Source organism: Arthrobacter sp. DNA4 (assembly GCF_024362385.1).
GTDB lineage: Bacteria > Actinomycetota > Actinomycetes > Actinomycetales > Micrococcaceae > Arthrobacter.
In genome coordinates, this window is record NZ_CP101466.1 from 1,065,001 (window position 1) to 1,091,653 (window position 26,653).

The window sequence follows — 26,653 nt, forward strand, 5'->3', positions numbered from 1 at the left end:
AACTGTTAGCTGGATCTTTCTTCCGGTAAGCACTACCGTGCGCGGCCGGCGATGCCTACGCCACCCTCTGCAAAGGAGCAGTAAACATGACGACTGACGTTCTGTGGTTCTCTGAACTTGGACTCAAGGACCTGGACAAGGTGGGCGGCAAGAACGCCTCCCTGGGCGAGATGGTGCAGAACCTGACCTCGGCCGGCGTCCAGGTTCCGGACGGGTTCGCCACCACGGCGGACGCGTACCGCAGGTTCCTGTCCGATTCCGGCCTGGACCAGAAGATTGCCGACCGGCTGGTGGGACTGGACACGGATGACGTGACGGCCCTGGCCGCCGCCGGCCAGGAAATCCGCTCCCTGGTCCGCGATACCCCCTTCCTGCCGGACTTCGAGGCGCAGGTCCGCGAGGCGTACCAGCAGCTGGTGGACAAGCACGCCGGCTCCGCCGACCTGTCCTGGGCGGTACGGTCCAGCGCCACCGCGGAGGACCTTCCCGATGCCTCCTTCGCCGGGCAGCAGGAAACCTTCCTGAACGTCCGCGGGATCGAGAACATCCTGCAGGCCATCAAGGACGTCTTCGCCTCCCTCTACAACGACCGCGCCATCGCCTACCGCGTGCACCACAAGTTCGAGCACGCCGAGGTGGCACTGTCCGCCGGCATCCAGCGCATGGTGCGTTCCGACGTCGGTGCGTCCGGTGTCATGTTCACCATGGACACCGAGTCCGGCTTCCAGGACGCCGTGTTCGTCACCTCCTCCTACGGCCTGGGCGAAGCCGTCGTGCAGGGTGCCGTGAACCCGGACGAGTTCTACGTCTACAAACCCGCCCTGGAGGCCGGCCGCCCGGCGATCCTCAAGCGCGGCCTGGGCGAGAAGGCCCTGCAGATGACGTACACCAACAGCAGCGAAATCGGCCGCACCATCGATTTCGTCCCGGTGGAGGACTCCCTGCGCTCGCGCTTCAGCCTGACGGACGACGACGTGGAGCAGCTTGCACGCCACGCCGTCGCCATCGAGAAGCACTACGGCCGTCCCATGGACATTGAGTGGGGCAAGGACGGGATCGACGGCGGCCTGTACATCCTGCAGGCACGTCCGGAAACCGTGCAGTCCCGCCGGGCCCCCGGCAGCATGAGCCGGTTCCGCCTGAACGAAAGCGGGCCCGTGCTGGTGGAAGGCCGCGCCATCGGCCAGCGGATCGGCGCCGGCAAGGTCCGGATCCTCACCGCCATCGACCAGATGGCCTCCTTCCAGACCGGCGACGTCCTGGTGGCCGACATGACGGACCCCGACTGGGAACCCATCATGAAGCGGGCCTCCGCCATCGTCACCAACCGCGGCGGCCGTACCTGCCACGCCGCCATCATCGCCCGCGAACTGGGGATTCCCGCCGTCGTGGGCACCGGCAACGCCACTGACTCGCTGTCCGATGGCCAGGAGGTCACTGTCTCCTGCGCCGACGGCGAGACCGGCACCATCTACCAGGGCCTGCTGGACTTCAGTGTTGAGGAAACCGGCATCACCCAGATGCCTGAGGCGCCGGTGAAGGTCATGATGAACGTCGGCACCCCGGAGCAGGCCTTCACCTTCGCCCAGCTGCCCAACCACGGCGTGGGCCTGGCGCGGCTGGAGTTCATCATCAACCGGCAGATCGGCATCCACCCCAAGGCCCTGCTGAACCTGGACAGCCAGCCCGAGGACGTGGCCGCCGAGATCCGTGAGCGGATCAGCGCCTACGACAGCCCCCGCGACTACTACATCAAGCGGCTGGCCGAAGGCGTGGCCACGATCGCTGCGGCGTTCGCGCCGGAACCGGTGATCGTGCGCATGTCCGACTTCAAGTCCAACGAGTACGCCAACCTGATCGGTGGGCCGGTCTACGAGCCGCACGAAGAGAACCCGATGATCGGCTTCCGCGGCGCGTCCCGCTACCTGGAGCCGTCCTTCCGGGACTGCTTCGACCTCGAGTGCGAGGCCCTGTCCTTTGTCCGCAACGAGATGGGCCTGACCAACGTCAAGCTGATGATCCCGTTCGTGCGGACCCTGGACGAGGCGCAGGGCGTCATCGAACTGCTCGCTGAGAACGGCCTGCGCCGCGGCGAAAACGGCCTCGAAGTGATCATGATGTGCGAGCTGCCCTCCAACGCGCTGCTTGCCGACGAGTTCCTGGAATACTTCGACGGCTTCTCCATCGGCTCCAACGACATGACCCAGCTGACCCTGGGCCTGGACCGCGACTCGGCCATCGTGGCCAACAGCTTCGATGAGCGGGACGCCGCCGTGAAGAAGCTGCTCAGCATGGCCATCAAGGCCTGCCGGGCCCGGGAAAAGTACGTGGGCATCTGCGGCCAGGGCCCCAGCGACCACCCGGACTTCGCCGAGTGGCTGGTGAAGGAAGGCGTCAATTCCGTCTCGCTGAACCCGGACACCGTGGTGGACACCTGGATCCGGCTCGCCGGGGCGTCGGAGGAGACGCCGAACGTCGCCGCGGCTGCCGGCGTATAGCGGGTAGGCCCCTTACCCCTGGGCCTTACCCCTGGGCCGGCTCGGGCAGCAGCCCGAGCTGGCCCAGGAGTTCCATCTGGTCGAAGTAGGCGTGGTGCGAGGTAACCACGCGGTCCTTCACCGTAGCGACGTCGCAGCTCCTGACCCTGAGCTGTCTTCCGGTGGGCGGCAGCGTACCGCCGGTGGGCAGGCTCAGCTGCCCGGTGTTCGTGCCAACGACGAAGCCTTCGACGACGGCCACGTCCCCGGCCTCATGCGTGGCAGTCCGTTCGTACCTGACGTCCGGCATCGCTTCCCAGAAGTGTGAGTAATAGTCCGTGATGGCTTGTCGGCCGGTGATCGCGTCCTGGTCCGGGGTGCGGACCACGGCGTCCACGGCGTAACAGCCCGCCAGCGTTTCCCTGTCCTTTGCGTCCATGGCCGCCATCAGCCGGTCCATGACGTCGCGTGCCTGTCCCATTACAGCCTCCATTGATGTGCCGGCGCCGGGCCCGGTGCCCGCGTCCACGAAGGAAACGTACGACGGCGGAACGCACCGTTGCGATCCCCCCGCCGGGGGGTTCGGGTCACACCGGAAACCCCCAATTCAGGGGATTGCGGCGCTGGCCGCCGCGACGATACTGGAGGTATGTGGGAGGAGCGCGCGGAGCGTGCCCGGCGTGACATCGCCGCCATGGCCGCAGGCGGGATGGACCTGGCCGGCCTCTACGCGGCGGCGCTGGCCGTCGTGCAGCGGGAAGTGCCGTTCGAGCAGGGCTGCTGGGCCGCCGTCGACCCCGACTCCATGGTGATGACCTCCATCACCAACTGGCAGCCGTGGCCGGTGGCCAGCCACCAGTTCGAGGAATATTTCCTGCGCTTTGCCCAGTCCGAGTACACCGGCCGGGAGCCGAACACTTTCGTGGAACTGCTGCGGCGTCCCCGCCCCATCGCCAGGATTTCGGACGCGCCGCACCGGGAGGTGGTGCGCAGTGTCCGGATCAACGATCTGCTCAAGCCCCTGGGCCTGGAACATGAGCTGCGTGCCGCCTTCCGTGTGGACGAGGCGTGCTGGGGAGTGGGCAGCATCTTCCGGGAAGGCGGCCGCGACTTCACCGACCGCGAGGTGGAATTCCTGGGCGCGGTATCCGCCACCCTGGCTGCGGCGACCAGGGCGGCCGTCCGCGTGGCGCACCCCGCCGGGCCTGCCGCCGTCGGGCCCGTCATTGTCCTTGCCGGGCTGCACGGGGACCTGCGTGCAGCCACGCCCGCGGCTGCGTCCTGGCTGGCCGCGGTGGAGGACGCGGCGCCCGGCCGCTTCAGCCAGACGCTCCTTTGGGTGGTGGCGCAGGCGCACGCCGCAGCATCCGGGACGGCGCGGGCGAGGATGCGCGACGCCGGGAACAGCTGGGTGGTGCTGCAGGCCAGCCGCTTGATCACCGGCGATGACCCGGAGCAGATGGTGGTGACCGTGGAACCTGCCACCACCCATGAACTCGCCAGCCTGCTGCTGATGGCGTACGGCGTCACGGCACGGGAGCGGGACGTCTGCCTGGAGGTGCTGTCGGGCGGTTCCACCGCGGAGATTGCCGGGCACCTCTTTATCTCCCCGCATACCGTGCACGACCACCTGAAATCGGTCTTCGAAAAGGTGGGCGTCGGCAGCCGGGGCGAGCTGGTGGCGCGGCTCGTGGCGTGAGGGAAGGGAGGACACATGCATGCGCTGGCGGATTCCATGCGCAGGCACCCGTTGCCGTGGTACTTCGCCGTGACCTTCCTCCTGTCCTGGGGAGCCATCGTGACGGCCGTATGGATGGTCACCGGCGGCCTGTCGCCCACACCCGAACAGTTCCAGCGCACCATCCCCGCTACGGTGCTTACCATGCTGCTGGGGCCCGCGGTGGCAGGCCTGGTCCTGACAGGAATCGTGTCGGGACGGGAAGGGTACCGGGAGCTTTGGGCGCGGCTGCGGATCTGGCGGGTCGAGGGGCGCTGGTACCTCTTCGCCCTGCTGGCCGCTCCCGTGACGCTGGCCGCACCCGTGCTGGTGCTCTGGATATCGTCCCTGGATTATGCGCCGCGGATTGCCACGGAGCCGGACCGGGGCGGGACACTCGTTACGGGAGTGGTGCTGGGGCTGGTGGTCGGGCTTTTCGAGGAGATCGGGTGGACCGGGTTCGCCATTCCGAGGGCCCGGCAGCATTACAGCGTTCTCTGGACGGGGGTCCTGGTGGGGGTGCTGTGGGGCGCCTGGCACTTCTTCGTGAACTACTGGGGTGGTGGCGGGACGAACGGCGGAGTGCCGCTGGCGGTCTTCATGCCGCTGTGGGTTGCCGGTGTCCTGGCCGGTCAGCTGACGGCCTACCGGGTCCTCATGGTCTGGGTCTACGAGCACACGGGGAGCGTGTTCGTGGCGGCCGTGATGCACGCCAGCCTGGCGGCATTCCAGTTCATCCTCAACCCGCTGGCACCGGGAGTTCCCCAACAGGTCTACCCGTGGGGGCAGGCGGCCACCATGTGGCTGCTGGTTGCCGCCGTGGCCCTGACAAGCCGGGGCGAGATGACGGGTCCGCGGCGGTTCCTGCCGATTCACGTCCGGTCCCGGCACCGGCCGCCGCGCCGGCGGAGGTAGCTTACGGGGTCCTGCGGGTGGTGGCGGGAAGATGCTGCGCGGGATCGAACCGGTCGAAGGACGAGGCGCCAATCACGAAGATGCCGCGCTGGGGGATCCAGAAATCACCCAGCCTGGTCTGCACGGTGAGTGGCTGCGGGGTGCCGAGGTCCTCGCCGCCGAGGGTTGCCGTGCTGCGGGAGATGAACCACATGCGCCGGGGTTTGGCCCGGAAGCCCTGTTTGTTGGGAACACTGCCCGTCAGTCCGAGGTGTCCAGCGCTGAGCATGGGGCCTGCGGCGGAACCCATCGACTTCAGGAATGCCTTGTTGGACAAAAGCTTGTTCGGCAGCGCCGTCATCACCGCGCTCATAGCAGCGGTGATGGGCGTCGACCCGAGTTCCACGTTCCAGGTGAGGTTCACTTCCTGGCCGATGGTCACGGTGAAGGACGTGTCGCCGGTCCAGTCGACGCCGACGTCGCACTGGACGGCATCAGTGAGGCCGGCGCTGAAATAGCGGGCGCAGGAAACATCCGGTGCTGCGTTCGCGTAAATGGTCCAGGAACCGGAGGGCTGGCGCAGCCAGACCGAGGTGTAGCCCGGCCCCACGCTGGTCACGGGGAAGCGACGCATGGCCAGGACATGGCCGGTGCTGAACGTCAGCCCCATCACGCCGTACCCGGAGAACCGTTCGTCGTCGCCGGGACTGAGCGTGGCGTGGTGTTCCGCTTCGAGGGCCCGCGTCCGGATGGTCTTCATGGCTTTTCGCCTCCGCATGGATGGTGGGCTGAGTTTACGCCCGGCCCCGCTCGGCTACAACGGACTGCGCTGACGGGCCGGGGACGCCGCTCAGCCCGCGTTCGCCTCCGCCATGATCTGCTCGCGCAGGATGTCCGCATGGCCGCAGTGCTGCGCCAGTTCGCGAAGCATATGGAGGTAGACCCAGCGCAGCGGCACAGGTCCCCGCCGGTTTCCTGTCACCAGGTCATCCAGGCCAAGAGGGGCGGCAGCGGCCCGGGAGACGGCGCAGGCCTCCCGGTGGGCCGCGCGGACGGAGGCGACGGTATCGTCGTCGTCCAGGATGAATGATTCGTCCGGGGTGGCCGGAATGCCGATCTCCCTGCGCGGACGTCCGGTAAAGGCCTCATCGAACCAGACCTTTTCGACGAAGGTGGCATGCTTCACCAGCCCCAAAAGGGTGGTCCGGGACGGAACCAGCCGGCGCCTGGCCTGCTCCTCGGTCAGCCCGTCCAGGCACTCATCCAGCGCAGCCCGGTGCTCGTCCAGGAAGAACTCGAACTGGACGCGCTCAGGTTCGTAAATGACGTCATCCATGGAATGGGAATGGGGTGCCATACGCAGACCCTACCAAGCAGGGGGGATGCCGCCGTGGCCCGACTAATCCGCGCTTTAGTTGTGCCTCGCCCAGAGCTGCAGCCACACGAGCAGGCGTGTCTCGGGATCATCGAGCTCGATGCCGAAGAGCGTCTTCACCCTGGACAAGCGGTAGCGGACTGTATTGACGTGCACCTTCAGTGCATTGGCCGTATCCATCGCGTTGCCGCCGCAGCTCAGGTAGGCCCGGATGGTCTCCTCAAAGGATTTCCTGTGCTGTTCGTCGTACTCTGCAATCCTCATGGCGTGCACTCCGGGCAGCTGCCCGGCCGCGGTCAACGAGGATACAATCCGGCGCAGCTGCAGGCGCGAGCCCAGCGATTCATCGTCGGCCACCACCTGGTCCGAGTCCGGGTCGATCTGTCCTTCCGCAACGGTGCGGACCAATTCGGACAGGACCGTCTCGGCATTGATCCGGGACTCTGCAAGCCGGTTTACGGTAGCCGCGCTGCCCAGTGCGGCCAGGACGGGGCGGCCGAGGGCCCGCCGCGCATTCCTGACAATGGCCAGGATGGCGCCGCGCTGGAAGTGCCAGTCGGAATCGGTTCCCTGTGGCAGTACGACATACACAATGTTGTCCGAAAGTCCGCAGACCGCAGAGGGCAACCGGATAGCGCAGGCGGTTCGGATGGTGTCGAAGAGGCGGAGGCGTGACTGCAGTGTTTGGGCAGCAACTGCGTCCGCGGGCCACGCCGTGAGCGCCGCCACCCGGATGGAGTCCGCGGAGATACCGAGCCGGATAGCTGCCAGCTCGGCGCGTTTGGGTTCGAACAGCAGCGGCTGCACCATGTCCAACTGCCGCGTGAGGTTCGAAACGTAAGTGGTGCGCTTGTGCAGGATATGGAGTGCAGCCACGTTCGCCGCTTCCCGCAGGATCCGGGCTGCATCCTTATTCTGGTGACCGGCCCGTTCCAGGAGCCAGAGAGATCCCAGCACGCCCGCTCCCGCGCGGATGGATATGGCGGTGCGGCGCAGCTCCGGGTCTTCGGTCTTCACGTCCACCACATCGCTGGCAGCATGGACGCGCCGGTAGTCCCTGTCGGTCTCGGCAGAGCGCGGTACCTGCAGGCGCAGGATGGAACTGCGCCGCGTCTCATCGATGGGCTGGTCCGGGAGTGTTGAATAGGCAAGGATGGTTTGGTCGGGATCCACAATGGCCACGGCACCCCCTGCCTGCGCGGCCACTGTGTTGGCGAGATCGAACAGGTCGCCGGGACGGATGTCCACCAGTGTCCGCCCCGACTGGCGGTGCGGTATGACGGCCGCATCCATGATCTCTGCCAACTGGTTCCATGGCACTGAATCCGAGGCCCGAAAGAGCGCCATTCCCGTCTCGCGGGCGGCCGCCCGGAGCACGATGTCCGGTTTTCCATTGGTCTTGTAAACGATTCCCACATAGCCGGCGTCGGCGAGGTCCTGGACCTTGGCCCGCAGGCGCTTTCCGGACAACGAGAGGCCAATGGCCAGGGCAAGAGCCCCGGGATACTTCGCGGGCGGGGCCATGGAGTCGTACAGGACAGAGCCCGCCACCGCCTGCTGGTCATGGTCAGGCATCTCCACCAGGCGCACAATCTCCGAATCCGTGGAGCGTGCCACATCCGAAAGCGTGGGCAGGGAGAGGGGCTCGACGGCGGTCACGCGGCAGCGCCGAAGCAGTCACTTTGGTAGTTTGCGCTAATTCGAAAACTCCTGCCTTGTGGATTTCTCTATAGTCGCACAGCCCGCGGCTTCCTACGCTGAAGTCAACGAACGCAAGCGCAAGCAGTGGAAGGCCGTCATTGAAGATCAGCGAAGCCAAGGAGCTCATCCAGGTCAAAGCACCCGTATTCCCCCGGCGGCGCCGCGTGCTGGCCAACGCGTACAACGTGGAGGAATACCGGAAGTCCGCGCGCAAAGTCCTGCCCGCCGGAATCTTCGACTACCTCGACGGCGGGTCAGAGGACGAGGTGACGCTGCGCCGCAATCGCGCTGTCTTCGACTCCTGGGCCCTCATGCCCAGCTGGGGGCCGGTCGAGGGACCTGATACCAGTACAGCCCTGCTTGGCAGGACCAGCGCCCTGCCACTGACGCTGACCCCCACCGGCGCCACCCGGCTGTTCCACCCCGAGGGAGAGGCAGCCGTCGCGGCGGCAGCCGACCGCGCCCACATCCCTTACGGACTTGCCGGGCTCAGCACAGTGGCTATGGAGACCATTGCCCGGAGCCACCCCGGCTTGGACCGCTGGTTCAACTTCGGGCTGGGCTCGGACCCGCAGGCCGCGAAGGACAAACTGGCACGCTGCGAAGCTGCGGGATTCACCACACTGATTGTCGGCGTCGACACCCGTGCACTCGGTGCAAGGGAACGCGACCTCCACAACGGCTTTACCGCTCCGCCCGCCTTGACGCTTTCGACGATTGCTGACATTGCCCGCCGCCCATCCTGGTGGGTCAACTTCCTGAAGTCAGAGGGCATCAGCTTCCCCAATCTGGATCCACACAGTGCCGCTGCCACCCCCATGGTCACCCCCTCCATGTGGCAGCACATCCTGGGCCATTCGGACGCATCCAGCGGCTGGAAGGAACTCGAAGCACTGCGTCAGGCCTGGCAGGGCAAGATCGTACTCAAAGGCTGCGTCAACCCATCCGATGTGGACAAGGCAGCCCGGATCGGGCTGGACGCCGTGCAGTTGAGCAACCACGGCGGCCGCCAGCTGGACCACATGCTGAGCCCCATGGACGTCCTCCAGGAATCGCGGCAGCGGGTGGGTGACTCGCTGGAGATCTACGTGGACTCGGGAATCCGGCGGGGCAGCGACATCCTCAAGGCGCTGGCGCTCGGAGCAGACGCCTGCTCCATCGGCCGGGCCTACCTCTACGGTCTGGTCGCTGCGGGCTCTCCTGGCGTAGGCCGCATCATTGACATCCTCGCGGACGAACTCAGGCGTACCATGACGCTGGTAGGTGTTTCCAGCGTCCCTGAGCTGAAAGCCAGGGGTGGGGAGATCCTCCGGGACCTCCGTTCTTCCGGCGAAATTCTTGAGACAACGAAGTCAGGCAACAACTAAAGAAGATCCCTGAAAGCTAAGGAAGCCATGCGCACCAGATACGTACTCCCCGTCCTTACCGTAGCCTCGGCACTCGCGCTCTCCGGATGCGTGGACAACAGCCAGCCGGCCGCCACCGGGCCCGCCTCGGCGAGCGGCACCGCCGCCGCCGTCGACGTCAAAAAGAACGACTCCATCGCGGCGTCCCTGCCGGACAAAATCAAGAGTGCCGGGGTCCTGAACGTCGGCATGGCCAACAACTACCCGCCCAACGAGTTCAAGGATGACAACGGGGCGCCGGTCGGGTGGTCCGTTGACCTCACCAATGCACTGGGCAAGGTGATGGGCCTGAAGGTCAACTTCGATATCGGCACCTTCGACAACATCCTGCCCGCGGTGCGTGCAGGCAAGGACGACATGGGCATGTCCTCGTTCACGGACACCAAAGAACGGGAAAAGCAGGTGGACTTCCTCAATTACTACTCGGCCGTCATCCAGTGGGCAGCCCCCAAGGGTAAGACCGTGGACCCTAACAACGCCTGCGGACTGAAGGTGGCTGTCCAGGCAACCACTTATGAGGACACCGACGAAGTGCCCAAGAAGTCAAAAGCCTGCACCGACGCAGGCAAGCCCGCAATTCAGATCTTCAAGTTCGACGCGCAGGACCAGGCGACCAATGCACTGGCCGTGGGGCAGGTGGATGCAATGAGCGCTGACTCGCCCGTCACCCTCTATGCGATCTCCAAGACCAAGGACAAGCTGCAGACTGCCGGCGACGCATTTGAAGTGGCTCCATACGGCATCCCCGTCGCCAAGGGCAGCGACTTCACTCCGGTCCTCCAAAAGGCGCTCCAGTCGCTGATCGACGACGGCACCTACACCAAGATCCTGTCCAAGTGGGGAGTGGAAGCCGGTGGAATAAAGACGGCTGCACTCAACGTGGCATCCAAGGGGTAACAGAACATGAGCAGGGCGGAATCCGACGGAATGATTGAGGCGGACCACGGCAGAGGCCCGCGCAGCGGCAGCGGGCGCGCCGCGGACGATGCTCCGCCCGAGGCCATCGTCGCGATTCCGCTCCGCCACCCCTGGCGGATTCTGATTGCCGTTGTCCTGGTGCTCGGGCTGGCGGTGTTTGTGCTGGACGCCGCACAGCGCCCGGACTACGGCTGGCCGGAGGTGGGCAAATACATCTTTGACCGCCGGATCAGCCAGGCTGCGTGGGTGACATTGTCGCTGACCATCTACGCCATGATCGGCGCGATCGTCATCGGCCTGGTGCTGGCCATCATGCGCCTGTCGCCCAATCCGGTGCTGAAGAACATCGCCTGGCTGTACATCTGGATCTTCCGCGGAACCCCGGTGTACGTGCAGCTGGTCTTCTGGGGCCTGGTGTCCCTGATCTACCCGGTGTTCACGCTGGGCATTCCGTTCATGGACCCGTGGGTCACCATCCCGAACGGGATCTTCACCAACCTCTTCATCACCGCCGTCATTGGGCTCGGCCTGAACGAGGCCGCGTACATGTCCGAGATCGTCCGTGCAGGACTCTTGTCCGTGGACCGGGGCCAGGAGGAGGCCGCCACGGCGCTGGCCCTGTCCTGGGGCCAGACCATGAGGTTCGTCGTGGTCCCGCAGGCCATGAAGATCATCATTCCGCCCACCGGCAACGAAGTGATTTCCATGTTGAAGACCACCTCGCTGGTGGCCGCCATCCCCTTGAGCATCGACCTGTATGGCGTGTCCCGCGGGATCTCCGCCGTTACCTTCACCCCGGTCCCGCTGCTGATCGTGGCGTCGCTCTGGTACCTGCTTTTCACGTCAGTCCTGATGGTGGGCCAGCACTTCATCGAGAAGAGGTTTTCCCGCGGCACCGGCCGGGCGGACTCGGGCAGGCGGTCACCGACGTCGGACACGGCACAAGCGGCAGGCCCGACGGCAGCCCCCGGAGCGGTGCTTCCGGGAGAGCCAGGCGCGCCGCTTGGCAATGACTTTGGAGGTAAGGGATGACGGGCGTGCCGATGGTGCTTGCCGAGAAGGTTTCCAAGAATTTCGGTACGAACAAGGTCCTGCGGGGTATAAGCCTGGAGGTGGGCCGCGGCCAGGTGCTGTGCATTGTGGGGCCGAGCGGATCGGGCAAGTCGACGTTCCTGCGCTGCATCAACCATCTGGAAAGGGTCGACGGCGGCCGTCTTTCGATCGACGGCGAGCTGGTGGGCTACCGCCAGAAGGGCGGCAAGCTCTACGAGCTCAAGCTCTCGGAAGCGGCCTTTCAACGCCGTGAAATCGGGATGGTTTTCCAGCGTTTCAATCTCTTTCCCCACCTGACGGCCATGGAGAACATAACTTTGGCCCCCATCCGGGTGAAAGGCCTCTCCAAGGCCAAAGCCACCGCCCGGGCAAAAGAGCTGCTGGAGCGTGTGGGGCTGGGGGACAAGGGGGACGCCTACCCGGCCCACCTGTCCGGCGGGCAGCAGCAACGTGTGGCCATCGCCCGTGCCCTTGCCATGGACCCCAAGCTGATGCTCTTTGACGAGCCCACGAGTGCCCTGGACCCCGAGCTGGTGGGGGAGGTGCTCGAGGTCATGAAGGAACTGGCCAGGAGCGGCATGACCATGGTGGTGGTGACCCACGAGATGGGGTTCGCCCGTGAGGTCGCGGACACGCTGGTCTTCATGGATGAAGGGGTGGTGGTGGAGGCCGGGCCGCCGCGGGAGGTTCTCAATAATCCCCGGCACCAACGGACCCAGGAGTTCCTTTCCAAAGTGCTGTAACTTCTGGCGCTCACGCCCGCGTTTCCGGGGGCCGCCGGTGCCGGTGGTGGAGTTCGTAGTGGTCGAACACGTCGGAGGATGTGTCTCCCACATGGCCGAACTTTCCGCGCAGCACTTCTGCCAGGTCATCCAGGGCCGCGTAGAGCATGCGCCCGGCAAACCGCAGTTCAGGGTTGTCGCTGGCCTGGGCTTCCGAGGCCAACTGGTGGGCGTAGGCAACGGTGGTAAGCAGCGATCCCCGCTGTTCCACCTCGTGGAAGTAGTAGGTCTCGTGGAACGAAAGAAGGTCGATGCTGACGGAGGCCACGTTTTCGGCCATCGCCTCCAGCAGTCCCGCCGCATGACCGGCTTCCAGCGCGGCAATGCCGGAGGTTCCTGCCGCTTCCCGGAACAGGTTGAGCCGGTGGGCAAGGGCACGCCGCCGGCTCAGCGCCGGGTAGGTCTGCAGGATCCAGGAGACCGTGGCGGTCAGCAGGCCAAAACCTGCCACGGCCTGGAACGCCATCACCAGGCGAAGGACCGGATGGATGGCCACGATTTCACCGAACCCCGCCGTGGACAGGGCCACCAGGGAAATGTAAAGCGCTTCGGCGAAGTCCGCCTGCCGGGGGATGTCGTTTGAATAGGAGAAGCCGTCCGGCAGGTGGGGGAGGTACAGGAGCGCCCAGCCCACGGCAGCCAGGGTGGCCCATGCGGCGATGACCGCAGCCATGGCCAGCGGGGCGGCGACCGATGAGGCGCCGCCCCGCAGTTTCCTGGACAGCAGCCAGAACCCGCGCATGATGGTCCGGCCCACGGGACCGGAGCCATGCGGGTAGAGCAGTGTGTGGAAGACGTCGGCGATCATCAGCAGAATCAGCGCCGCGCCAACCGCCGTCAAAAGCACGCCCTCGAAGTCCATGCCTCATCTTAAGTGCCGCGGAGTGCCGGTCCGCTGGCTAGGCTGGCGCCATGGACTTTCGACTTCGCCAGGCCACCCCGGAGGACGCCGAGGCGGTGGTGCTCATGCAGACGCTGGCGCACGAGGAGTGCTACCCGCACCTGCTCTCGCCGGCCTTCTTCGAGCGGCGCCGGGCCGGCATCCCGGAACGGGTGGAGCGGCGGCGGGCGTTCCTGGACACCCATGAGCCGCGGATCCTCGCCTTCGACGCCGACAACCAGCTGGTGGGCTCCGCGGACGCCGGACCCGGGCGGGAGGCGGATGCTCCCGGGGCGCTGGAGCTCTACGCGATCTACACCCTCCGGCGCACCTATGGAACCGGCCTGGGGGCAGCACTGGTGCGTGCCGCCGTCGGCTCCGGTCCGACGTACCTGTGGGTGCTGGAAAACAACCCGCGCGCCCTGGCCTTCTACCTGAAACAGGGATTCCGGCCCGACGGGAAACGCAACACCCTGCCGCCCGAATGGGAGGCACTTCCCGAACTGCGGCTGGTCCGGAGGGCCAAGGAAGCAACGGAACGTTGAGGAGGGCCTATGCCTACTTCGCCGCGCTGGTGGGCATCATCTGCGTGGCGTTCATCCTTGCCATGCTCTTCCTCCCGCTGAACCGGACCGTCCGCAGCGATGTGCTGCAGGGCTTTCTGATTGGCTTTGGCCTGGCTTTCGTTACTGCCCAGGTGTACGCGAGGATCAAAGCCGTCCGTGTGAACGGGTGGGTCACCATGCCCGGCCTGGGCGATCCGGGCAACGGCGTGCTGATGCGCGCTGCCTGCGCGCAGTTGTTCCCGGGCCCGGTGAACACACCGGAAGAGGCGGTCTACTGGTGGGCCAACTCGGATGCGACGGGCGCCCAACTGACCGGCCGGCATGAGTACGTCCTCCGGTTCCCGCCGGGCGGTTTGCCGCCCACCAACGCCTTCTGGTCGCTGACGATGGGCGATGCCAGGAACCGCTTCGTGGCCAACCCCCTCCGCCGGTACAGCGTGAGCGACAGGTCCGGATTGGTCCCCGGCCCGGACGGCTCTGTTGAGGTCTGCATCCAGGCCACCCCTCCGGCAGGCCGCGAACGTAACTGGCTGCCCGCCCCGGACGGAAAGTTCATTCTCTGGCTGCGTGTCTACGAGCCCGGCCCGGCAGTCCTGGACGGAAGCTATGTGGTTCCGGCAGTGGCCAGGGCGGGAGGCGGGACGCCATGAGTCTGGAACACCTGCTCATCTTCGGCACGGTCATGGCGGCCACGTGGTTCGCTGCCACCTATTTTTGGCCCCGCATGCTCCTGTCCGTGTTCAAGCGGGCCATCGTGGTCAAGGGCTTCGGCGAAGGTCCCATTCCCGTCAATACCCTGTACACCCAGTCGCAGGCGCTCTTCGCCGACCCCCTCAATGTTCCGGCGGGCACCTCCCGGGTGGCATCGGCCGGTGTCAACCGGGACACCCTCCTGACCTTGGGTTGGCTGGACCTCTCGAAAGGTCCGCTGGTGCTCCACGTGCCGGACATGGGAGGGCGCTACTACAGCGTGCAGTTCACCAACCCCTCCAACAACACCAATTTCGCCTACGTGGGCAAGCGCACCACCGGCACAGGGGCAGGGGATTTCCTCATCACGGGGCCTGGATGGACCGGTGATGTCCCGGGCGGGATGGGACATATCGCTTCGCCGCGCCGCTCGGTGCTCCTCATCGGCCGCGTGCTGGTCTACGACGACGGCGACCTTGCAACCGCACACAGGCTCTCGACGCAGCTGCGACTGGCGCCCCTGCCGTAACTTCAAGAAGGCACAACGGACGACGGCGGCACAGGGCCGGGTGCCACAGCTGACTTTGGCGCGGCCCGGGCCTTGGTGCACCCCGGGCTACAGCGGGGGCTTAGAGTGCGGCGGCGAGCGTGCGGGCCACGGTGAGGCCGGTGAAGATGCACCCGCCCAGGAAAGTGCCTTCGAGCGCGTTGTACCCGTGGGCGCCGCCGCCGCCGAAACCTGCAGCTTCCCCGGCAGCGTAAAGCCCGGGAACGGGAACGCCGTCCCGTCCCATTGCCTGGCCTGTAAGGTCCGTCTGGATTCCGCCCAAGGTCTTCCGGGTGACCACGTGCAGACGCACGGCGATCAGCGGCCCGGCTTTCGGGTCCAGGATCCGGTGCGGCTTCACGGTGCGGAAAAGCCGGTCTCCCAGGTAGCGCCGCTGTTCCGGATGCTACCACCTGGCTGTCCTTGGAATAGGGATTGCGGATCTCGGCGTCGCGCTCCTCGATCTGCCGCCGGAGGTGCCCGTGGTCCAGCAGCGGCTGGTCCGTCAGGGCGTTCATCCCGCTGACCAGCTCCGCCAGGTTGTCCGCCACCACAAAGTCAGCGCCGTGCTCTTTGAACGCCTCAATGGGGCCGGACGCGCCGCGGCCCAGCCGGGTCTTCAGCAGGAGCTTGAGGTCCCGGTTGGTGATGTCCGGATTCTGCTCCGAGCCGGAAAGAGCGAACTCTTTTTCGATGATGCGCTGGTTGAGGATGAACCAGGAATGGTCGTACGGCTGAAGCTCGGGGGTGGTCCGGAGCAGGCGGAGGGTGCCCAAGGTGTCGTAGCCGGGCAGGCCGGGTGCGGGGAGCCGGCGGCCCAGGGCATCGAACCAGAGCGACGACGGCCCGGGCAGGATCCGGATGGCATGGTCCGGCCAGATGGGGTTCCAGTTCCGGATGCCCTCCGTGTAGTGCCACATGCGGTCACGGTTCACCAGCCGGACGCCGGAGTCGTCGGCGATGTCCAGCATCCGCCCGTCCACATGCTGCGGCACCCCGGTGACCATCCTGCCCGGCGGCGTCCCCAGCCGCTCCGGCCACCAGCGGCGCACCTGCCCGTGGTTGCCGCCGATCCCGCCGGACGCAATCACCACCGCCTGCGCCCGCAATTCGAAGTCCCCAACCATGTCCCGGGTGGAGGACACCCCGCGGGGGGAGTCATCAGGCGCCAGCACCGCGCCCCGCACCCCGGTGACCGTGCCGCCGTCGTACGTTAAACCGTCCACCCGGTGCCGGAAGAAAAACCTGACGGCGCCCGCCGCAGCAGCCGCGCGGGCCTTGTCCGCGAACGGTTCCGACACCCCGGTGCCGGTGCCCCAGGGGACGTGGAAGCGGGGGACCGAGTTGCCGTGGCCGCCGGCCCTGCCATCACCGCGCTCGGCCCAGCCCACCAGCGGGGTGAACCGGATGCCCTGCTGCTGCAGCCACGCGCGCTTCTCACCGGCGGCGAACTCCACGTACGCGCGCCCCCACCTGGCCGCCCATTCGTCCTCCGGGCAGGGGCCGGTGAGGCGGTCCCACTGCGCCGAACCCTGCCAGTCCTGCCATGCCAGCTCAGAGGAATCCTTCACGCCCAGCCGGCGCTGCATCGGGGTGTCCACCAGGAAGAGGCCGCCCAGCGACCAGAACGCCTGGCCGCCCAGGTTGGCCGCGTTCTCCTGGTCCACGATGGCCACCCGCCGTCCGGCTCGGACCAGCTCGTTGGCGGCCACGAGCCCGGCCAGCCCGCCGCCGATAATGATGACGTCCGCGTCCATGCGATCCCCGCCCTGCCTGACGATAAGTGAGAGTCCAGCATCAACCTACAGCAGGGCAGCGGCTACGCCCGTCCCGCGAGGACCGTGCCGAGTTTTTGGAACGAATCGCTCCAGCCTGCGGTGTGCAGTGCCAGCCGTTCTTCCGTCAGGAACGGTCCCTGCGAGAGGACCACATGGGTCCCGCTGTCGGCCCGGGCCAGGGAGAGATCGACGACGGTCTCCCGGTCGTCGGGTGCCGGTTCTTCCCACGAGAACGTGTAGACCACGCGCCAGGGCGGGTCGATTTCCAGGAACGTACCGGAGAGATGGAACGGCTCGCCCTCCGGCGGGGCCATGGTGAACCGGTAGCGGCCGCCGGCCACCAGATTGACCTCCACCGCCGGGATGGTAAAGCCGTGCGGGCCCCACCAGGCTGCCAGTTCGTCCGGTTCCGTCAGCAGCCGGAATGTTTCCTCCGGCTTAGCAGGGACCGTGCATTCCAGGTTCAGGACCAGGCCGGACGTGTGCTCGCTCATCGTTCCACTCTGCCACCACCGGTGTCCGGCGAACAGGTGGCAGTGGGACCCGGCAGGAGGCACATTCCGCCTGTGCGAGCCAGGCTTCCTTCGGCCAGTTGGTGGGACAATGGAGCCAGGACTCCTGTCACGGTGCCGGCCCCGGCACCGGCACCTTCCGCTCAACAAACCAGGAGGGGATCCTGATGGACCCCACCACTGTCATCGCGATTATTGTCGTCATCCTGCTGCTCATCGTGGCGAGGATGTCCATCCGGATTGTGCGCCAATACGAGAAGGGCGTGCTCTTCCGGCTCGGCAGGGTCATCGGTGTCAGGGATCCCGGGCTGCGGCTGATCGTCCCGGTCATCGACCGCCTGCCGCTGGTCAGCCTGCGGATCGTCACCATGCCCATCCAGTCCCAGGGCATCATCACCCAGGACAACGTGAGCGTGGACGTCTCGGCCGTGGCCTACTACCGCGTGGTGGACGCCGTGAAGTCCATTGTCGCCATCGAAAACGTTGCCGCGGCCATCGACCAGATCGCCCAGACCACCCTGCGGAAAGTCGTGGGCCAGCACACCCTGGACCAGACCCTGTCCGAGACCGCGCGCATCAACGCTGACATCCGGAAAATCCTCGATGTGCTCAGCGTCGAGTGGGGCGTGGAGGTCACGCTGGTTGAGCTGAAGGACATCCAGCTGCCTGAAAGCATGAAGCGGGCCATGGCCCGCCAGGCTGAAGCTGAACGCGAGAAGAGGGCAAAGATCATCGCCGCCGAAGGCGAGGCCATCGCCGCCACGGCGCTCGGCGACGCGTCGGACACCATGATGGCCCACCCGCTGGCCCTGCAGCTCAGGAACCTGCAGTCCCTCGTGGAGATCGGCGTCGACAAGAACACCACCGTTGTTTTCCCGGCGCCGCTTATGAGTACCATCGGCGAACTCTCGGCGTTCCTGGCCCGGGAGGGCCAGGCGGCATCGTCCGGTAAGCCACCCATCAAGGCCGCCTGAACGCCGCTCGCCGTAAAATCCCCGCCGTTCGGCGCGCCAACAGTACGTTTGCTGATGATTTGCATGATGATTGCCCAAGGCAAGGGGCCTGGGCTCATCAAGGTCTTACGCCTCTGGATCGATCAGACATCGACGTCATCGACAAGTAAAAGGAATCAACCATGGGCTTCCTGGACCGTGACCACTCCATCGCCCCGCCGGGCTTCAACCGCTGGCTGGTCCCTCCGGCGGCGCTCGCCGTCCACTTGTGCATCGGCCAGGCCTACGCCACCAGCGTGTACAAGACGGCGTTGGTCAAGCACTTCGGTGCCAGCCTCACCGAGGTGGGCGTGATCTTCTCCATCGCCATTGTCATGCTGGGCCTTTCCGCCGCGGTCATGGGCACCTGGGTGGACACCAACGGCCCGCGCAAGGCGATGTTCACGTCCGCGATGTTCTGGGCGGGCGGCTTCCTCATAGGCTCGGTGGGCATCTTCACCCGGCAGCTCTGGCTGGTCTACCTGGGCTACGGCGTGGTGGGCGGCATCGGACTGGGCATCGGCTACATCTCGCCGGTGTCCACGCTGATCAAGTGGTTCCCGGACCGGCCGGGCCTGGCCACCGGCATGGCGATCATGGGCTTCGGCGGCGGCGCACTGATCGCCAGCCCGGTATCCCAGGCCCTGCTCAAGGCGTACGATCCCAACTCCGGTACCCAGGGCTGGGTTGCCAGTGGTGACGCCGTGGGCAAGCTCTTCCTGACCCTCGCCGTCGTCTATCTCGCCTACATGCTGTTCGGCGCGTTTACCGTCCGGGTGCCCGCCGACGGGTGGCGCCCGGCCGGGTTCGACCCCTCCAAGGTCAAGGCGGCCAAGCTGGTGACCACGGAGAATGTCTCTGCCAAGAACGCCATCAAGACGCGCCAGTTCTGGCTGGTGTGGGTGGCGCTGTTCTGCAACGTCACGGTAAGCATCGGCATCCTGGAGCAGGCGGCGCCCATGATCCAGGACTTCTTCCGGCAGTCCGACGGTAAGTCCCTGGTGAGCGCCGGCGTGGCCGCAGGCTTCGTTGGGCTGCTGTCCATCGGCAACATGTCCGGCCGGTTCGCCTGGTCGGCCACCTCCGACGTCACGGGCCGCAAGCGGATCTACATGGTGTACCTGGGCGTGGGTGCCGTGCTGTACACGGTGCTGGCGCTGGCCGGTTCCAGCGCCACGGCCCTGTACGTGGTGCTCGCCTTCGTCATCATCTCGTTCTATGGGGGCGGCTTTGCCACCGTCCCGGCCTACCTGCGGGACCTGTTCGGGACGTACCAGGTGGGCGCCATCCACGGCCGGCTGTTGACCGCGTGGTCCGCCGCCGGTGTGGCCGGGCCACTGATCGTCAACAGCATCCTGGACGCACAGGGCAAGCCCGGCCAGCTGAACGCGGTGTCCTACCAGCCGGCGCTGCTGACCATGGTGGCACTGCTGGTGATCGGCTTTGTGGCCAACCTGCTGGTCAAGCCTGTAGACGCCCGGTTCCACGAATCCCGCCCCGAGCGGCACGAATCCACCATGGAGGCCTGAAATGAGCAGCACCGCACACACCCACGGCGCACACGAGCCGGTCCGCAAGTCCACCGGCAGGCTGGTCCTGGCCTGGGTCCTGGTGGGGATCCCGCTGGCCTATGGCGTCTTCCAAACGCTGACCCAGGTGGCCGCCCTGTTCGGTTGAGTTCTTGAGTTCTTGCTCCGAGTGTCACACTGGCCCGGTTTTGGCGGCCCAACGGCTGTGGTTGCCCGTTGGTTCCCGCGCCCTGCGCTGAAAACTGGGCCAGTCTGTCCGCCGGGCGTCACCCAGAGCAGGGTTTTGGCAGGACGGACGACGGCGGCCCCCGGAATTCCGGGGGTTCGCCGCCGTTTGGGGGTTTAAAGCGTGCCGTCCGTGACGCGGGTGCGAACCGTCAGGCCGCGGCAGGCTTCATGAGCCGCCGCCGCAGGATGGTGGCCGTCACCCACGTGACCAGGCTGCAGGCCGCGGCGCCCCAGAGGATGTCCGTCACGGCCACCAGCGCGGTGAAGTCCTTCAGCACGGCGAAACCGGTCAGCGCCCATGTGGCGTAGGTGAAGAACCCGAACAGGGCAGCGCCGGTGACGCGCTGCCCCAGCGTAGCCAGCGGGTCGTTGGGCCGGATGCCGTAGTGCACCATGCCCGCCACGAAGATGACATAGAACAGCACCGCGCCCAGCAGGTTGGCCTTGGGCGCCAGCAACCCGCCGATTTGGCTCTGGTACAGCGGGTTGGCCACCAGCAGGATCCATGCCACATCCAGCACGGCGAAAATCAGGGCGCTGACCACGTAGGCGGTCAACCAGTTCTTGGTGCGGGGGCTCATGGCGGGCTCCTTGGCTCGGGTGGGGCTCGGGTGCGGTTCAGGAGTGGTTCGCAGCCACGGCCGGGTGTGGACTGCCCGGATCCGCATACTTGCAGGAGTGGAACCGGCAACCGTGCCGGTTCCACCCCATACAGGATGGCCCCCGCTCCGAACACTTAGTGGACAAGGCCACCATGGCTGAGTTGTTGTTGGATACAGCCGTGCCCGGAGGGGCGCGGATGGGACCGGCCGTGCAGCAGCGCGCGGCAGACCAGGGGAAAGGAATCTGTCCGTGAACGAAAAGAGCCGCAAGGCCCTCATCAGCACCATTATCGCCGTGGTGGTCGCGGTGCTCATTGCCCTCGCAGGCAGCCAGGGCGGGTCGAGGATCGGCGGGTTCCCGGTGTTTGCACTGGGCGTTGCCATCGCCTTCGTGATCCAGTGGCTGGTGTTCATTCCGTCCTACAAGGCGCAGACGGAGAAGTTCTACGACCTCACCGGCGCCCTGACCTACATCTCCATCACGGTGTTCCTGGTGCTGGCGTCCCCCGGCGTGGATGCCCGCGGCATGCTGCTGGCGGCCATGGTGGTGCTGTGGGCCGCGCGGCTGGGGAGCTTCCTGTTCCTGCGGATCAGCAAGCATGGCAAGGACGACCGCTTTGACGAGCTCAAGCCGGACTTCTTCCGCTTCCTGAACACCTGGACCATCCAGGGCCTGTGGGTGGTGCTCACGGCGGCGCTCGCATGGGTGGCCATCACGTCGGACAAGAAGGTGGGGCTGGACGGGTTCTTCTGGGTTGGCCTGCTGGTGTGGCTTGTGGGCATCACCATCGAGACCGCGGCGGACCTGCAGAAGAACCGGTTCAAGGACGATCCCGCCAACAAGGGCCGCTTCATCAGCACGGGCCTGTGGTCCAAGTCCCGCCACCCCAACTACTTCGGCGAGATCACGCTGTGGGTGGGTGTTGCCATCATCGCCCTGCCCGTCCTGCAGGGCTGGCAGTGGTCGGCCCTGGTCTCCCCGGTGTTCGTGGCACTGCTGCTGACCAAGGGCAGCGGCGTGCCGCCCCTGGAGAAGAAGGCGGACAAGAAGTGGGGCGGCCAGGCGGACTACGAGGAGTACAAGAAGAACACGCCTGTGCTGGTGCCCAAGTTGAAGTAGGGCTCTCTCCAGCAGGACTAACGACGGCGGCATCCGGAACCGGGCGCCGCCGTCGCCCGTTGATCAGTTACGATTTAACCCATCAAGGGGAGTACTCCCGTCTGTGAGTGGCCCGTCAATACGGATGCAGCGAAGCATCCCGGGCCACCGGCTCCGGTTCCCACCGGGCGGAGGAGACCTTGGCGTACATGTCAACGCCTACCCTTTGGAGTACCGCCATGCAGGTAACACCCCTCGTCTGGATCATCACCATTGCTGTGACAATCCTGTTCTTCGTTTATGAGTTCTTCGCCCACGTCCGCAAACCGCACGAACCGTCCATCGGTGAATCGGCGCGCTGGTCGGCCTTCTACATTGGACTCGCGCTCGTCTTCGGCGCCGGGATTGGGATGGTCTCCGGCTGGACGTACGGCGGCGAGTACTTCGCCGGTTACCTCACCGAAAAAGCCCTGTCCGTGGACAACCTGTTCGTCTTCCTCATCGTGATGACCGGGTTCGCCGTTCCCAAGAAGTACCAGCAGAAGGTGCTGATGGTGGGCATCATCATCGCCCTCATCCTCCGCGGCGGGTTCATCGCCATTGGCGCCACGCTGATCGAAAACTTCTCCTGGGTGTTCTACATCTTCGGTGCCCTGCTGCTGGTCCTCGCTTACCGGCAGGCGTTCGGCGGCCATGACGCCAACCCGGCCGACGGGAAATTCATGACCCTGGTCCGCCGCGTCCTGCCGGTCACCCCGGACTACCACCGGGACAAGCTCACCGTGAAACTGGACGGCAAGCGTTTCGTGACCCCGATGATGCTCACCATTATCGCCATCGGCTTCGTGGACCTGATCTTCGCCGTCGACTCGATCCCCGCGATCTACGGCCTGACCAGCGAGGCGTACATCGTCTTCACCGCCAACGCCTTCGCCCTCATGGGACTGCGGCAGCTCTTCTTCCTCATCGGGGGACTGCTGGAACGCCTCGTCTACCTCGCCCAAGGCCTCGCCGTCATCCTCGCCTTCATCGGCGTGAAGCTGGTCTTCCACGCCCTGCACGTCAACGAGCTCCCCTTCATCAACGGCGGCCAGCCGCTCCTCTGGGTCCCGGAAATCCCCATCTGGCTCTCCCTGCTGTTCATCGGCGCCACGATCCTGGTGGCCACGGTGGCCAGCCTGCTCAAGACCCGCGGCGGCCATGCAGTCCATGGTGATGTTGACGCCCGCGAAGGTGAGGACTCGGATACGCCGGCCCGGGCCCCGCGCTAGCAGCCGGCTGGCTCCCTGCGCAGGACGTACGACGGCGGCACTCCAGGTGGGTGTCGCCGTCGCCCGGGTGACCGGCACCCGAGCCGGTAGCGGAGGAATCGGGTGGCGGAGGGCAGGGGTTTTCAATCGTCCCTTAAAGGGGCTTGTCCAGTGAGATGGTTTCCATGTGCTCGGGGACGCGGACCCTCCATCCGAGCTGGCGTTTGATTCTGGCCCGGAGGGCATCAGAGGCATCCGGCTCTCCGTGGGTGATGTAGGTCATTGCCGGCGCCTGGGGCGCGGCCTTCATCCACTGGATCAGTTCGTCGGAGTCGGCATGCGCGGACAGCCCTTCCATCTGGATGACCTCCGCCTCGATATTGACGTCCTGGCCGTAGATCCGGAGGTGTTTTTCGCCTGCGGCGAGGGAGGCGCCCCGGGTTCCTCCTGCCTGGTATCCGCTGAGAATGATGGCGTTGCGCCTGTCAGGTCCATAGGCAGTGAGGTGGTGCAGAATCCTGCCGCCAGTGAGCATGCCGCTTGCGGAGATGATGATCATGGGCCCGCCGCGGAGATTAAGCAATTTGGACTCATCAGGGCTGCGGACGGGCTTCGCCACCTTGTACATGGCCTCGAATTCGTGTGGCTTGAGCCTGTGTTCTTCGCGGTGGCGCTGGTACATGTCGGATGCATCGATGGCCATCGGGCTGTTGAGGTAGACCGGGACGGAGGGGATTGCCTGTTTCGCCAAGAGGCGAGAGATGTGCAGCAGCACTGTTTCGGCCCGGCCTACAGCGAACGCTGCGATCAGGATGACTCCATGCCGCTTGGCCACCCTTGTAATGATTTCCCCGAGTTCAGTCTCAGGATCTCCTGCCGGGTGTGCCCGGTTCCCGTAGGTGGATTCCGTGACCAGCACGTCCACGGGCTCAAGGCCCCGCGGCGGGTACATCAGCGGGTCACGGGCGCGGCCAAGGTCTCCGGTGAAGTGGATGGTGCGTCCGGCCAGTCTGAGATGCACCTGTGCGGCGCCGAGGATGTGTCCGGCGGGAAGGAATGATGCTTCGATTCCTCCGGGCAGGGGGAACGGGCGGTCAAAGTCCCGGGTTTTGAAGTTGTTGAGTGAACGGACGGCATCTTCGGCGGTGTAGAGGGGTTTGGGGGGATGGTGGGTTGATGATGCCTTGCGATCTGCGTAGCGGGCTTCCTCTTCCTGAAGGTAGCCGCTGTCGGGAAGCAGCAAAGTACACAGTTCTGCGGTACCAGCCGTCGCATAGACGGGGCCGTGGAAACCGTCCCGCACCAAGGCAGGGATATACCCGCTGTGGTCCAAGTGGGCATGGGTGAGGACAACTGCATCGATGTCGGCCGGTGTGACATGGAACGGTATGCGGTTACGGTCGCGGAGGAGCTTATAGCCCTGGAAGAGCCCGCAATCGACCAGGACCTGGTGTCCTTGGGAACGGACCAGGTACCGGGAACCCGTCACGGTGTCCGTTGCGCCGAGAAACTGCAGCATCGGGGGATGCTGTTCTCCCATGACTGCTCCTTGTTATTGCACTGTGGCGGTGGAGGAAAAAATTCCCACGCCAGCCACGCGTGATGGGAAGCTTCTTCGGTTCCGTGGCCTGCACTTCGTCGGGAAGCGGAGCGCGGACTTGCAGGACCCCGTTGGAAGGCGTTCTTGAGGTGCCGGCGTCAGTCCAGTTAATACCCACGAACGTTGGGCTGTTAGGGACAAAAGGCCCTCCTGCCGGGGGCCGTCGCTCGCGGATGGCCGCAGGTGTTTGTCCCGATGATTAGGGGATTTCGCCCCTGCCGGCAGGCGGGCAACGCGCTGTACTTTGTGATCGGGAGGGACGCCGGAAGGTAAGCATGCGGCCCGTCCACACCGTCTGCCCCAGGACCCTGAATGGAACTTCACCATCCAGGGGGCAGTGAAAGGAAGACACATGACTGGCACCGGTTCGTTCTTGATAATTGTCGGTTTTGACGGTTCCGAACATTCCCGGGCGGCACTGACCTGGGCGTTGGACGAGGCACACCGGCGCAACGGGCAGCTCCGCCTGGTCACAGCCTGGAACAAGCCGGCGATGGCATGGTATCCGGCTGTCCTGGAAACAGCGGCGGGTGAGATTGCCGCCGAAGAGTCTCCGGAGCACATCGCCCGGAGCCTCCAAGAAGACGCGCTAAAGTCCGCCGAAAATGCAGGCGTACCAGCTGCAGGGCGGCTGGTAGACACGCATTCACCTGCGTCGGCAATTCTCGATGCGGCCAGTGACGCGGACCTTATCGTCATAGGTTCCCGGGGACACGGAGGATTTCCCGGTTTGCAGCTGGGTTCCGTTTCTGCCCAGGTGGTCAACCACGCCGAATGTCCTGTCCTGGTGGTTCACTCCAAGGCATGATTCCAGCACTGCCCCCTGTTGGAGAAGCGGGTCCCGTCCTACACTTAAAGCGCCTGCAGGTAACCATCAGATGACGCCGGGTTGTTCAGGACATGAGAATGTCCGAGCCTTCTCTTAGCGAGATCGCGAAGGTACCTGCAGGTTCTGCGTCTGAAGACTCCGGTGCTGGTGGGGCCGTCCCTTTGCTGTCACCGTGCGCCGTATGTGGATGCCCCGGATCGTTCCCAGGCGCAGCGTTCGCGCAGGAGTCGGGAAGGATTGCCCGAGTTCCAGTGGAACCGGCCAATTGAGGGCATTCCCCGACGCTAAGCTCTTGCGTGGCGTCAGCGGTAATGGGGGCTGACGCACCAAACTTTTCCTGCACACAACCTGGGGAATCTGCATGTCCAGCCACGCGTCCTTGCCCGACACCACGCCTGCCTCCGGCACCCGCTGGACGGCCGCCGTCGTCCTTTCCGCGCTGCTGGCCCTCTTCGGCGCAAACCTGCCGGCGGTTGCCGCCGACACAGGCACCGAGCCGTCAGCAACAGTCCAGGCCGCGGACCTGCTCGAGACCCTGCCGGTCAAGGGCCGGGCACCCAAGACCGGGTACGAGCGCTCGCTGTTCGGGGCAACGTGGGCGGACGTGGACCAGAACGGCTGTGACACCCGGAACGACATCCTCAACCGGGACCTGACGGAGATCACGTACGTCACCGGCGTCCCGTGCACGGTCAAGACCGGCGTACTTGCGGACCCTTACACGGGCACTGTCATCAACTTCGTCCGCGGGACCACCACCAGCAGTGCAGTACAGATCGACCATGTGGTGGCACTCAGCGACGCCTGGCAGAAGGGTGCCCAGCAGCTGACCTCGGAGCAGCGGACGGCCTTCGCCAACGACCCGCTGAATCTGCAGGCGACGGACGGGCCCACGAACCAGCAAAAGGGCGACGGCGACGCCGCCACCTGGCTGCCTCCGGCCAAGGGCTTCCGGTGTGAGTACGTCGCCCGGCAGGTCTCTGTGAAGGCGCGGTACAGTCTGTGGGTGACGCAGGCGGAGCACGACGCCATCGCCGGGATCCTTGCCACGTGCCCCGGGCAGCAGGCACCGGCCACCGTAGCGGCCGCCTCCAGCGCCACGGTCGTCTACTACGCGAACTGCTCCGAGGCGGTGGCTGCCGGGGCTGCCCCGCTGTATGCCGGCACCCCCGGGTACCGTTCCGGACTGGACGGCGACGGCGACGGAGTAGCCTGCGAGGGGTAGCTC

At 65.8% G+C, this 26,653-nt stretch carries 25 protein-coding genes and 1 pseudogene; 17 read left to right on the top strand and 9 right to left on the bottom strand.

What is annotated here, in order from left to right:
* Positions 1–86: 86 nt before the first annotated feature.
* Positions 87–2,498 (top strand): phosphoenolpyruvate synthase, encoded by a 2,412-nt coding sequence (ppsA, locus tag NMQ03_RS05030; protein ID WP_255174655.1) that lies wholly within the window; start codon positions 87–89, stop codon positions 2,496–2,498.
* 25 nt (positions 2,499–2,523) lie between these two features.
* Here ppsA and NMQ03_RS05035 read toward each other — a convergent pair whose 3' ends face one another.
* Positions 2,524–2,958 carry a nuclear transport factor 2 family protein gene (locus NMQ03_RS05035; protein ID WP_255174656.1) on the bottom strand — a complete coding sequence of 145 codons (435 nt, stop codon included), beginning with the start codon at positions 2,956–2,958 and terminating at the stop codon, positions 2,524–2,526.
* A gap of 168 nt (positions 2,959–3,126) precedes the next feature.
* Here NMQ03_RS05035 and NMQ03_RS05040 point away from each other — a divergent pair, with 168 nt between their 5' ends.
* Entirely contained in the window at positions 3,127–4,176 is a 1,050-nt protein-coding gene (locus NMQ03_RS05040; protein WP_255174657.1) for a LuxR family transcriptional regulator, read from the top strand.
* A gap of 15 nt (positions 4,177–4,191) precedes the next feature.
* Positions 4,192–5,109 carry a CPBP family intramembrane glutamic endopeptidase gene (locus tag NMQ03_RS05045; protein WP_255174658.1) on the top strand — a complete coding sequence of 306 codons (918 nt, stop codon included), beginning with the start codon at positions 4,192–4,194 and terminating at the stop codon, positions 5,107–5,109.
* Position 5,110: 1 nt separating this feature from the next.
* On the opposite strand, the gene NMQ03_RS05050 is transcribed toward NMQ03_RS05045, so the two are convergent.
* The 3 genes from NMQ03_RS05050 to NMQ03_RS05060 form a co-directional block, all read right to left on the bottom strand.
* Positions 5,111–5,848: a hypothetical protein gene (locus NMQ03_RS05050; RefSeq protein ID WP_255174659.1), complete on the bottom strand. Its 738-nt coding sequence runs from the start codon at positions 5,846–5,848 to the stop codon at positions 5,111–5,113.
* 90 nt (positions 5,849–5,938) lie between these two features.
* Positions 5,939–6,445 carry a DinB family protein gene (locus tag NMQ03_RS05055; RefSeq protein WP_255174660.1) on the bottom strand — a complete coding sequence of 169 codons (507 nt, stop codon included), beginning with the start codon at positions 6,443–6,445 and terminating at the stop codon, positions 5,939–5,941.
* Between the two features lie 54 nt (positions 6,446–6,499).
* Positions 6,500–8,122 (bottom strand): CdaR family transcriptional regulator, encoded by a 1,623-nt coding sequence (locus tag NMQ03_RS05060; RefSeq protein ID WP_255174661.1) that lies wholly within the window; start codon positions 8,120–8,122, stop codon positions 6,500–6,502.
* 140 nt (positions 8,123–8,262) lie between these two features.
* Here NMQ03_RS05060 and NMQ03_RS05065 point away from each other — a divergent pair, with 140 nt between their 5' ends.
* From NMQ03_RS05065 to NMQ03_RS05080, 4 genes are read left to right on the top strand one after another with little or no spacing between them, the layout of a single operon-like run.
* The gene (locus NMQ03_RS05065) at positions 8,263–9,531 is read left to right on the top strand and encodes an alpha-hydroxy acid oxidase (RefSeq protein ID WP_255174662.1); all 1,269 of its coding nucleotides are present in this window, start codon (positions 8,263–8,265) and stop codon (positions 9,529–9,531) included.
* A gap of 27 nt (positions 9,532–9,558) precedes the next feature.
* Positions 9,559–10,467 carry an ABC transporter substrate-binding protein gene (locus NMQ03_RS05070; protein ID WP_255174663.1) on the top strand — a complete coding sequence of 303 codons (909 nt, stop codon included), beginning with the start codon at positions 9,559–9,561 and terminating at the stop codon, positions 10,465–10,467.
* 6 nt (positions 10,468–10,473) lie between these two features.
* Positions 10,474–11,520 carry an amino acid ABC transporter permease gene (locus tag NMQ03_RS05075; RefSeq protein ID WP_255174664.1) on the top strand — a complete coding sequence of 349 codons (1,047 nt, stop codon included), beginning with the start codon at positions 10,474–10,476 and terminating at the stop codon, positions 11,518–11,520.
* Positions 11,517–12,284 (top strand): amino acid ABC transporter ATP-binding protein, encoded by a 768-nt coding sequence (locus NMQ03_RS05080; RefSeq protein WP_303694825.1) that lies wholly within the window; start codon positions 11,517–11,519, stop codon positions 12,282–12,284. Before NMQ03_RS05075 ends, NMQ03_RS05080 begins: the two co-directional genes overlap by 4 nt.
* Before the next feature lie 10 nt (positions 12,285–12,294).
* Here the strand turns inward: NMQ03_RS05080 and NMQ03_RS05085 are convergent, their stop codons facing one another.
* The gene (locus tag NMQ03_RS05085; RefSeq protein WP_255174665.1) at positions 12,295–13,185 is read right to left on the bottom strand and encodes a potassium channel family protein; all 891 of its coding nucleotides are present in this window, start codon (positions 13,183–13,185) and stop codon (positions 12,295–12,297) included.
* A 50-nt stretch (positions 13,186–13,235) separates the two neighbouring features.
* Here NMQ03_RS05085 and NMQ03_RS05090 point away from each other — a divergent pair, with 50 nt between their 5' ends.
* From NMQ03_RS05090 to NMQ03_RS05100, 3 genes are read left to right on the top strand one after another with little or no spacing between them, the layout of a single operon-like run.
* Positions 13,236–13,748 (top strand): GNAT family N-acetyltransferase, encoded by a 513-nt coding sequence (locus NMQ03_RS05090; RefSeq protein WP_255174666.1) that lies wholly within the window; start codon positions 13,236–13,238, stop codon positions 13,746–13,748.
* Complete coding sequence (locus tag NMQ03_RS05095) at positions 13,745–14,419, top strand: DUF1214 domain-containing protein (protein WP_255174667.1); 675 nt, start codon at positions 13,745–13,747, stop codon at positions 14,417–14,419. The genes NMQ03_RS05090 and NMQ03_RS05095 overlap by 4 nt, the downstream gene beginning before the upstream one ends.
* On the top strand, positions 14,416–14,988 hold the full coding sequence (locus NMQ03_RS05100; RefSeq protein WP_255174668.1) for a DUF1254 domain-containing protein: 573 nt from the start codon (positions 14,416–14,418) through the stop codon (positions 14,986–14,988). Before NMQ03_RS05095 ends, NMQ03_RS05100 begins: the two co-directional genes overlap by 4 nt.
* A 100-nt stretch (positions 14,989–15,088) precedes the next feature.
* On the opposite strand, the pseudogene NMQ03_RS05105 reads toward NMQ03_RS05100, so the two are convergent.
* Positions 15,089–16,763, bottom strand: a pseudogene (locus NMQ03_RS05105) (FAD-binding dehydrogenase).
* Between the two features lie 62 nt (positions 16,764–16,825).
* The gene (locus NMQ03_RS05110) at positions 16,826–17,278 is read right to left on the bottom strand and encodes an SRPBCC domain-containing protein (RefSeq protein WP_255174669.1); all 453 of its coding nucleotides are present in this window, start codon (positions 17,276–17,278) and stop codon (positions 16,826–16,828) included.
* 185 nt (positions 17,279–17,463) lie between these two features.
* Here NMQ03_RS05110 and NMQ03_RS05115 point away from each other — a divergent pair, with 185 nt between their 5' ends.
* From NMQ03_RS05115 to NMQ03_RS05125, 3 genes are all read left to right on the top strand, one after another.
* Complete coding sequence (locus NMQ03_RS05115; protein ID WP_255174670.1) at positions 17,464–18,270, top strand: slipin family protein; 807 nt, start codon at positions 17,464–17,466, stop codon at positions 18,268–18,270.
* 161 nt (positions 18,271–18,431) lie between these two features.
* On the top strand, positions 18,432–19,817 hold the full coding sequence (locus NMQ03_RS05120) for an OFA family MFS transporter (RefSeq protein WP_255174671.1): 1,386 nt from the start codon (positions 18,432–18,434) through the stop codon (positions 19,815–19,817).
* 1 nt (position 19,818) lies between these two features.
* Positions 19,819–19,965 carry a hypothetical protein gene (locus NMQ03_RS05125; protein WP_255174672.1) on the top strand — a complete coding sequence of 49 codons (147 nt, stop codon included), beginning with the start codon at positions 19,819–19,821 and terminating at the stop codon, positions 19,963–19,965.
* A 229-nt stretch (positions 19,966–20,194) separates the two neighbouring features.
* Here NMQ03_RS05125 and NMQ03_RS05130 read toward each other — a convergent pair whose 3' ends face one another.
* The gene (locus tag NMQ03_RS05130) at positions 20,195–20,626 is read right to left on the bottom strand and encodes a DUF2177 family protein (protein ID WP_255174673.1); all 432 of its coding nucleotides are present in this window, start codon (positions 20,624–20,626) and stop codon (positions 20,195–20,197) included.
* 271 nt (positions 20,627–20,897) lie between these two features.
* Between NMQ03_RS05130 and NMQ03_RS05135 the strand changes: the two genes are divergently transcribed.
* Positions 20,898–21,767, top strand: a complete 870-nt coding sequence (locus tag NMQ03_RS05135; RefSeq protein ID WP_255174674.1) for a DUF1295 domain-containing protein — start codon at positions 20,898–20,900, stop codon at positions 21,765–21,767.
* A 218-nt stretch (positions 21,768–21,985) separates the two neighbouring features.
* Positions 21,986–23,017 (top strand): TerC family protein, encoded by a 1,032-nt coding sequence (locus NMQ03_RS05140; RefSeq protein ID WP_255174675.1) that lies wholly within the window; start codon positions 21,986–21,988, stop codon positions 23,015–23,017.
* Positions 23,018–23,150: 133 nt separating this feature from the next.
* On the opposite strand, the gene NMQ03_RS05145 is transcribed toward NMQ03_RS05140, so the two are convergent.
* On the bottom strand, positions 23,151–24,536 hold the full coding sequence (locus tag NMQ03_RS05145; RefSeq protein ID WP_255174676.1) for an MBL fold metallo-hydrolase RNA specificity domain-containing protein: 1,386 nt from the start codon (positions 24,534–24,536) through the stop codon (positions 23,151–23,153).
* Positions 24,537–24,948: 412 nt separating this feature from the next.
* On the opposite strand from NMQ03_RS05145, the gene NMQ03_RS05150 reads away from it, so the two are divergent.
* Both NMQ03_RS05150 and NMQ03_RS05155 read left to right on the top strand, forming a co-directional pair.
* Positions 24,949–25,404, top strand: a complete 456-nt coding sequence (locus NMQ03_RS05150; protein ID WP_255174677.1) for a universal stress protein — start codon at positions 24,949–24,951, stop codon at positions 25,402–25,404.
* A 382-nt stretch (positions 25,405–25,786) separates the two neighbouring features.
* The gene (locus tag NMQ03_RS05155; RefSeq protein ID WP_255174678.1) at positions 25,787–26,650 is read left to right on the top strand and encodes a DUF1524 domain-containing protein; all 864 of its coding nucleotides are present in this window, start codon (positions 25,787–25,789) and stop codon (positions 26,648–26,650) included.
* The last annotated feature ends 3 nt before the right edge of the window (positions 26,651–26,653 follow it).